Genomic DNA, 8,246 nt, shown 5'->3' with positions numbered 1-8,246 from the left:
TCGAACCCTCGACCCCAACCTTGGCAAGGTTGTGCTCTACCCCTGAGCTACACCCGCATCCGATGACGGCAGCCGGAGCCCCGTCCTTATGAGGGCCGTGTTATGACCCATCGCCCGGCCCTTTGCAAGGGGGAGATGCGGTTGGAAATGCAGGGAATTTCACCCAGGCCGGGCTTGCCGGGCGGCCCCCTCCCATGCGAGGAAAGCCGCCATGTCCGACGCCCCGCCCGCCCCGCCGGTCCACACCAAGGACGCCTTCCTCGCCTGGCTCGACCGGGCGGGGATCGGCCACGAGACCCGCCATCACGAGCCCCTCCACACCGTGGAGGAAGCCGAGGCGCACCGCGCCTCATGGCCCGCGCATGAGCGCGAAGGCGCCTTCTGCAAGAACCTCTTCCTCAAGGACAAGAAGGGCCGGCTTTTCCTGATCGTGACGCTGGAGGCGCGCGAGCTGAAGCTCAACCGCCTGTCGAAGCCCGTCGGCGGCGCGCGGCTCTCATTCGGCAATGCCGACCTGTTGTGGGAGGTGCTGGGCGTCAGGCCGGGCTCGGTGACGCCCTTCGCGCTGGTGAACGACCGCGACGGCAAAGTGACCGTGGTGCTCGACGCGCCGATGCTGGAGCACGAACGGCTGCACTACCACCCGCTGGAAAACACGGCGACGACGGCGATTTCCCGCGAGGATTTCATGGACTTCCTGGCGCTCACCGGCCACGAGCCGCTGATCGTCGACCTCGTGGCGGCGGCTAGTGCCGGCGAAGACGGCTGAGCCGGAAGATCCCGCAAACAAGCGGCTTTCTTGCGCCCCCCGCGCGCGCCAGCTAAACCATTGTTTCCAAAAGCCGCCGCTCCATCTTATGGGCCAGGGCCGGCGACAAGGCCCGCGAAGGACAATTGAGACCACCCATGGAACCGATCACCGGAAACGGCAGCGCCGCCCTGCAAGGCGCAGACGACCTCATCGTCGATACGACGACGCAGACTTTCGCACGCGACGTCCTTGAAGCCTCGCGCGACGTACCGGTCATCGTCGATTTCTGGGCGCCATGGTGCGGACCCTGCAAGCAGCTCACCCCCGTGCTCGAAAACGCGGTGCGGGCGGCGCGCGGCGCGGTGAAGCTCGTGAAGATGAATATCGACGACCATCCGGCGGTCGCGCAGCAGCTCCGCATCCAGTCGATCCCGGCGGTCTATGCCTTCAGGAACGGCCAGCCCGTGGACGGCTTCATGGGCGCGCTGCCGGAAAGCCAGATCAAGGCCTTCATCGCCCGGCTCGCCGGCGATGTCGGCCCCTCTCCCGCCGAGGAACTGATCGAGATCGGCCGCGAGGCCCATCAGGCCGGCGACCTGTCGCGCGCGGCACAGGCCTTCGCGCAGGCCGCGCAGGAAGAGCCCGGCAACCCGGCCGCCGTCGCCGGCCTCGCGCGCTGCTACATCGAGGCGGGCGATCTCGACCGCGCGAAGCAGACGCTGGCGCTGGTGAGCCCGGACGGCCGCAACGACCCCGAATTCGTCGCCGCCGAAGCCTCGCTCTCGCTGGCCGAGAAGGCGGCCGATATCGGCGACATCGGCGAATTGCAGGCAAGGCTCGAAGCCAACCCGAAGGACCATCAGGCGCGCTTCGACCTGGCGCTCGCGCTCAACGCGCGCGGCGACAGGGAAGGCGCCATCGACGCGCTGCTGACGATCGTCGAATACCAGCGCAACTGGAACGAGGACGCGGCGCGCAAACAGCTCGTCGAATTCTTCGACGCCTACGGGCCGAAGGACGAGGCGACCCTGAGCGGCCGGCGGCGCCTGTCCTCGATCCTGTTCAGTTGACCGAGAGAGATATATGACGCTCACGGATCAATATCGCGACATTGCCGATCTGCCGGGGGCGCTGCCCGTGTTCCCGCTGGCAGGCGCGATATTGCTGCCGCGCGGGCAACTGCCTCTCAACATCTTCGAGCCGCGCTACCTGAAGATGGTGGACGACGCGATACGCAGCGACCGCATCGTCGGCATGGTGCAGCCGGACGGCGACGAGGCGATTGCCGCGTCGCAGATCGAGGGAAAGAAGCCGCCGCTCTGCGCCATCGGCTGCGCGGGCCGCATCACCTCCTTTGCGGAGACAGGCGACGGACGCATCGTCATCACGCTGACGGGCATCGCGCGCTTCCGCGTTATGGGCGAACTTCCGGCCATGACGCCATACCGGCAATGCGAAGTGAGCTGGGACGAATTCGCCGACGACCTCACGCCCGGCCACGGCCAGGACAAGGTGAGCCGCGAGCGGTTGCTTGAAATCCTGAAGGAATATCTCGAAACGCACGGCCTGCAGGCCGACTGGCGGGCAATCCGCCTTTCGTCGAACGAAACGCTGGTGAACTCGCTCTGCACGATCAGCCCCTACGGCCCCCGCGAGAAGCAGGCGCTGCTCGAAGCGAGGACGCTCGAAGACCGCAACCAGATGCTGATCGCGCTGACGGAAAAGGCGCTGCGCGAACTCACCCCCGGCGATGCGACCGTGCAATAAGGAAGACCCAAATCATGACCGACACACAGGAAGCCGCCCGCGCGCCGAAGATGGAAGTGGACCCGAAACTTCTCGAAATCCTCGTCTGCCCGGTGACGAAGACCACGCTGCGCTACGACCGCGAGCGGCAGGAACTGATCTCCGACAAGGCCCGCCTCGCCTTTCCGATCCGCGACGGCATTCCGATCATGCTGACGGACGAGGCGCGCCCGCTCGACGATGAGTGACGCAAGCGCCGCGCCCTGGCCGACCGGCATCAAGCTGAAGAAGGCCGAGCGCATCCTCGAAATCACATTCGACGACGGCGTGAGCTTCGCGCTCCCCGCCGAATTGCTGCGCGTCGAAAGCCCGTCGGCCGAGGTGCAGGGCCATGGCAGCGCGCAGAAGAAGACCGTCCCCGGCAAGGCCAATGTCGCCATCGACACGCTGGAGCCCGTCGGCAATTACGCGGTGAGGATCGTCTTCGACGACGGCCACGACACCGGCCTCTTCACCTGGGAGACGCTCTACCGGCTCGGCCGCGACAGCGAAAAAATCTGGACGGACTACCTGGCAGCGCTCGCGCGGCAGGGGCTGAGCCGGGACTAGACCGTCTCGCCCTTCAGCAGGCGCGGCAGGTCGCCGACGACACCACCGGCATGACGCATGAAGAAGCGCCGCGCCGGGCCGATCTGGCCGACGATGCCGAGGCCGAGATCGCGCGCGAGGCGGACGGGGCCGATGTCGTTGGAGAAGAGGCGGTTAAGCCCGTCCATCAGCAGCGACAGCGCCACATTGTCGAAGCGGCGCCAGCGCTGGTAGCGCTCCAGCACATCGAGCGCGCCGATATCGAGGCCGAGGCGCGCGGCATCGACCACGACTTCCGCCGCCGCCGCGACATCGCGAAGCCCGAGATTGAGCCCCTGCCCCGCGATCGGATGAATGCCATGCGCCGCATCGCCGATGAGCGCCAGGCGCGGACGCACATAGTCGCGCGCGAGCTGCAGCGTCAGCGGGTAGGACCAGCGCGGGCCCGTGGGCGCGCAGGCGCCCAGATAGTCGCCGAAGCGCACACGCATCTCCTCGGCAAAGGCATTGTCGTCAAGCACGAGGATCGCTTTCGCATCCGCCGTCTTTTCCGTCCAGACGAGCGAGGAACGGTTGCCGACCATGGGCAGGATGGCGAAAGGGCCGCCAGGCAGGAAATATTCCTGCGCCACGCCCTCATGCGGCAATTCATGCTCGACGGTGCAGACGATGCCGGTCTGGCCGTAATCCCAGCCGACCGTCCTGATGCCCGCCGCCTCGCGCGTCGGCGAACCGCGGCCATCGGCGGCGAAGCAGAGCCGCGCCGTTACCTGTTCGCCATTGTCGAGCGTGGCGGTGACGCGCGCACCATAATCGACATGACGAACGAAACGCGGCGCGACGAGGCGGACGAGCGGTTCCGCTTCCACGGCCTTCTGCATCGCGATCCGCGTATGCCGGTTCTCGATCAGGTTGCCGAGCGGCTCGTCGCCGATTTCCTTGTGGTCGAAATGGAGGAAGAGCGGCGAGGCGCCTTCCCGCACGCGACCGTCCGACACCATGATGTCGTTGATCGGCTGCATTTGCCCCTTGAGATGCGCCGTGACACCTAGGCTGTCCAGCATCCGGCAGGAGGCAAGCGCAATGGCCGAGACGCGGCCGTCGAACGCCGCATCCGTCACGGTCGCGGGATCGAGCGCGTCGATAACGGTGACGGAGAGGCCGCCCTGCGCGCAGGCCAGGGCAAGCGGCAGGCCGGCAAGGCCGCCGCCGACGATAAGGATGTCGCTGTCCGGTGCATTGCTCATGACAGGGAAGATCGGTCGGAAGCCTGCCCAAGGCAAGCGCCGGATGGACGCAGGCGGACGCTATGCCTAGTCTTCGGCAAAAAGGGAGCGGCAAATGGATTTCGGCGGCATGAACGCGCTTGAGCTCGGCGGTCTCTTCGAGCGGGGCGAGGCCGACCCTCGCGAGGCGACGGAGGATTTTCTCGCCCGCGCGGCGGCGGCGGACCCCGGCCACCGCATTTATGTGAGCCTGCTTGGACCCCGGGCCCGCGCCGAAGCGGCGGCCGCCGCCGACCGGGCAAAGCGGGGGCTGCGGCGCCATGCGCTCGACGGCGTGCCGCTCTCCTGGAAGGACCTGTTCGACACGGGCGGTGCGGCGACGGCGGCGGGCTCACTCCCCCTCAAGAACCGCGTGCCCGTACATGACGCCGAGGTGCTGGCGCGCGCGACGCGGGCGGGCGCCGTCTGTCTCGGCAAGACCACGATGACGGAAATCGCCTTTTCGGGCCTCGGCATCAACCCGAAATTCGGCACGCCGGCCAATGCCTGCGACGAGAAGATCGAGCGCGTGCCGGGCGGCTCGTCGGCGGGCGCGGCCGTTTCCGTCGCGCGGGGTCTGGCGGCGGGCGCCATCGGCACGGATACGGGCGGTTCAGTGCGCATTCCCGCCGCGTGGAACGGGCTGGTCGGACTGAAGACCACCAGTGGACGTCTGCCGCTCGCAGGCACCGTGCCGCTGTCGCCGACATTCGACACTGTGGGGCCGCTCGCGAAGGACGTCAGCGACGCCGCCGCGATGTTCGCGCTTCTCGACGGCAAGCAGGCGCGCCGCATCGACGATTTCGATCTCGCGCGCGCGGTCTTCTGGCTGCCCGGCGGTATCGGCTGGTCGGAATTGGGCGAGGGCGTTGCCGCGGCTCTCGAAGCCGCGATCCGGCGTCTCGTGAAGGCGGGTGCGAGAATTATCGAGCACCCCCTGCCCGAACTCGACGAAGTACATGCGCTTGCCTGGGATCCGAAGGCAAGCCGCCTCGTCGCCGACGCCTATGCGCAATGGGGCGGGATGCTGCGCGCGAACAAGGCCGATATCTATCCGCCCGTCCATGACCGCGTGATGGCGGGAGAGGCGCTGACGGCGGGAGACATCGTCCGCGCCGATCTGAAGCGTGCGGAAATCCGCGCGCGCTATCTTGCGGCAACAGCGGGCGCGGACGCGGTACTGATGCCGGCGGTGGCGATTTCACCGCCGCCGATCGCGGACCTCATCGATGGCGGCGACGCCTATGGCAAGGCAAACCGCATGGCGCTTCGCAACACCACCATCGGTAACCAGCTCGGACTATGCGCGATCACGCTGCCGGCCGGCTATGACGGACAGGGGCTGCCGGTCGGGCTGATGCTGCAGGCTGCGCCGTATACGGAGGAAAAGCTGATGCGCATTGCGCATGCCGTGGAGAAGGTTCTGCACTAGACAGAAAAAAGCCCCGGAGATTTCGCTCCGGGGCTTTCTTTCATGACGGCAGATCAGTTCGTCGGCTGCTGCCGCGCGCGATCTTCAAGCGCCCGCTTCTGCACATAGGACAGGATCGCATCGACATCTTCTTCCGACAGGTGATCGGCGAAGCTCGCCATTCCGTTGTCGGAGAGAATACCGCCCCGCACAATGTCCTGGATGTGCTCGCGCGTACTCTCGCCCATGCGACGAAGGTCGGGCGTGACCCCCGGTGACACGGCAAGCGCGCCGTGGCAGAGCATGCAGTAGGTCGAGTAGCCGATCTCGCCCTGACGCACGGTTTCCTCCGATGCCGTCAGCGGCGGCCATTCCGGGATCGACTGGTCGAGCATCGCAAGCTGCGGCAGGTTACCGCCGCCACCGATCTTGAAGGCGAGCAGGCGCCCTTCATTGCCGTATTTCGCCGCCGCCGAAGTACGCGCATCGCCGGAGACGATGTTGACGCCGCCCCAACCCGCCAGCACCGCAACATATTGCTCGCCATCGACCATGTAGGTGACGGGCGGCGCGACGATGCCGGTCTGGATGTGTTGCGCCCAGACCTGCTCGCCGGTATCGGCCTTGTAGGCATAGAGATAACCGTCCGCCGTGCCCTGGAAGACGAGATTGCCCGCGGTCGCCAGCACGCCGCCATTGAGCGGTGCCGGATATTCCGCCTGCCATTTCACTTCGCCCGTCGCCGGATCCCAGGCCTTGAGATAGCCCTTCTCCATCGGCAGTTCCGGCAGCGCGTTGATCGCGTCGATATAGTCGGTCCAGTCGATGCCGGTGTTCCACCAGTTCTTTTTCGGCGTGAACTTCTTCTCGGTCTTCCATTGTTCGCTGAGCGAATAGATGCCGGCGATGTCCTGCGTCGGGATATAGACGAGGCCGGTGCCGGGATGGAAGGCCATCGGGTGCCAGTTATGCGCGCCATTGGCGGAAGGCAGCACGAAGGCTGTGCGATCGCTGTATTCGCCTTCGCCCGTTTCAACCGGACGGCCGGTTTCGAGGTCGACATGGCTTGCCCATGTGACGGTCGAGAACGGATTCGCCGAGATCAGCTTTCCCGTTATGCGATCGAGCACATAGAAGAAACCGTTCTTCGGCGCCTGCATGATGACCTTGCGGGTCTCGCCACCGATTTCGATGTCGGCGAGCATCAGGGGCTGCGTCGCCGTGTAGTCCCAGTTATCGCCGGGCGTCGTCTGGTAGTACCACTTCATCCGGCCGGTTTTCGCGTCGAGCGCGAGGATCGACGAGATGTAGAGATTGTCTCCGCCCCCGGGCGAGCGGATTTCGCGCGTCCAGGGCGAACCGTTGCCGGTGCCGACATAAAGCGTATCGGTATCGGGCTCGTAGACCATCGAGTCCCACGCGGTGCCGCCGCCGCCGACTTTCCACCACTCGCCGCCCTTCCATGTCGGAACGGCTGCTTCAAGCTCGGGATGCTCGAGCGGCAGCGAGGGATCGCCCGGCACGGTATAGAAGCGCCAGCGTTCTTCGCCGGTCTCGGTATCGTAGGCGGTGATGTAGCCGCGCACGCCATACTCGCCGCCGCCATTGCCGATGACGACCATGTCGTCGAAGACACGCGGCGCGCCGGTGATCGTGTAGGGCGCTCCGGGGATCGTGTTCACCTTCCAGACGACCGAGCCGTCCTTCGCGTCGAGCGCAAAGAGGCGGCCATCGAAGCTCGCCACATAGACCCGGCCTTTCCAGACCGCCACGCCGCGATTGACGACGTCGCAGCAGCCATAGCGACCCCATTCGCCTGGAACTTCCGGGTCGAAGCGCCAGAGCTCTTGGCCCGACTTCGCATCGACCGCGATGGTGATGCCCCAGCTGAGCGACATATACATCGTGCCGTCGACCACAATGGGCGTCGCCTCGAGGCCGCGCACCGTATCGGTGTCGAGCGACCATGCGAGCGAGAGCTGGCCGATCGTGTCGGCAGTAATCTGGTCGAGCGGCGAGAAGCGCTGCTCGTCATAGGTTCGGCCATGGGCGAGCCAGTTGCCGGGCTCGCTGTCGGCATTGACGATCCGTTCGGCATCGACGCCGACGGCGCCTTCCGCCCTCGCGGCTTCGACCGGTGCGCCGGCCACGGGCGGTGCTTCCACCGCCCGCTCGCCCCCATCGCCGCCCACGAACTGCCAGCCGATGACCCCGGCCAGCACCAGTCCCGCTGCGGCATTGACCGCCGCAGGCCACATTTTCGCTAGATCCGCCATGACCTCCCCGTCCCTGTTTCGCGCTTGTGCCGCGCTTTGTGTTTTGCGGAGCTTGGCTCCGGCTTTTTCAGAACATTAACCGAAGGCCGGAAAACAGGAAACCACCCCATACCGACGGCAAGCGGGCAAAACGGGTGGCTCTCACTTGTGACTCCTGTGGAAGCAAAGTGATTATAATTTATGCAAGTGATGAAATATGAGTAATTATT

Annotated in this window: 8 protein-coding genes; 6 read left to right on the top strand and 2 right to left on the bottom strand. The window is 66.0% G+C overall.

Going from position 1 to position 8,246, the window contains the following annotated elements; genetic code table 11:
* Nucleotides 1-211 precede the first annotated feature (211 nt).
* The 5 genes from Q8S60_RS15220 to Q8S60_RS15200 all read left to right on the top strand — a co-directional run bounded on the left by Q8S60_RS15220 (nt 212) and on the right by Q8S60_RS15200 (nt 3,106).
* Nucleotides 212-769 carry a prolyl-tRNA synthetase associated domain-containing protein gene (locus Q8S60_RS15220; protein WP_305275210.1) on the top strand — a complete coding sequence of 186 codons (558 nt, stop codon included), beginning with the start codon at nt 212-214 and terminating at the stop codon, nt 767-769.
* A gap of 137 nt (nt 770-906) precedes the next feature.
* Nucleotides 907-1,821 (top strand): thioredoxin, encoded by a 915-nt coding sequence (gene trxA, locus Q8S60_RS15215; protein WP_305275211.1) that lies wholly within the window; start codon nt 907-909, stop codon nt 1,819-1,821.
* A 13-nt stretch (nt 1,822-1,834) separates the two neighbouring features.
* Entirely contained in the window at nt 1,835-2,518 is a 684-nt protein-coding gene (locus Q8S60_RS15210; protein ID WP_305275212.1) for an LON peptidase substrate-binding domain-containing protein, read from the top strand.
* 14 nt (nt 2,519-2,532) lie between these two features.
* Nucleotides 2,533-2,745: a Trm112 family protein gene (locus tag Q8S60_RS15205; RefSeq protein ID WP_305275214.1), complete on the top strand. Its 213-nt coding sequence runs from the start codon at nt 2,533-2,535 to the stop codon at nt 2,743-2,745.
* Nucleotides 2,738-3,106 (top strand): DUF971 domain-containing protein, encoded by a 369-nt coding sequence (locus Q8S60_RS15200; RefSeq protein WP_305275216.1) that lies wholly within the window; start codon nt 2,738-2,740, stop codon nt 3,104-3,106. Before Q8S60_RS15205 ends, Q8S60_RS15200 begins: the two co-directional genes overlap by 8 nt.
* Here the strand turns inward: Q8S60_RS15200 and Q8S60_RS15195 are convergent.
* Entirely contained in the window at nt 3,103-4,332 is a 1,230-nt protein-coding gene (locus Q8S60_RS15195) for an FAD-dependent monooxygenase (RefSeq protein WP_305275218.1), read from the bottom strand. The two genes, Q8S60_RS15200 and Q8S60_RS15195, sit on opposite strands and share 4 nt — an antisense overlap.
* A gap of 94 nt (nt 4,333-4,426) precedes the next feature.
* Here Q8S60_RS15195 and Q8S60_RS15190 point away from each other — a divergent pair, with 94 nt between their 5' ends.
* The gene (locus Q8S60_RS15190) at nt 4,427-5,782 is read left to right on the top strand and encodes an amidase (RefSeq protein WP_305275219.1); all 1,356 of its coding nucleotides are present in this window, start codon (nt 4,427-4,429) and stop codon (nt 5,780-5,782) included.
* A gap of 53 nt (nt 5,783-5,835) precedes the next feature.
* On the opposite strand, the gene Q8S60_RS15185 is transcribed toward Q8S60_RS15190, so the two are convergent.
* Nucleotides 5,836-8,037 (bottom strand): PQQ-dependent dehydrogenase, methanol/ethanol family, encoded by a 2,202-nt coding sequence (locus Q8S60_RS15185; RefSeq protein ID WP_305275221.1) that lies wholly within the window; start codon nt 8,035-8,037, stop codon nt 5,836-5,838.
* Nucleotides 8,038-8,246: the final 209 nt, after the last annotated feature.

The organism is Parvibaculum sp., assembly GCF_030694575.1.
GTDB lineage: Bacteria > Pseudomonadota > Alphaproteobacteria > Parvibaculales > Parvibaculaceae > Parvibaculum.
This window is presented reverse-complemented; position numbering and strand designations above follow the sequence as displayed.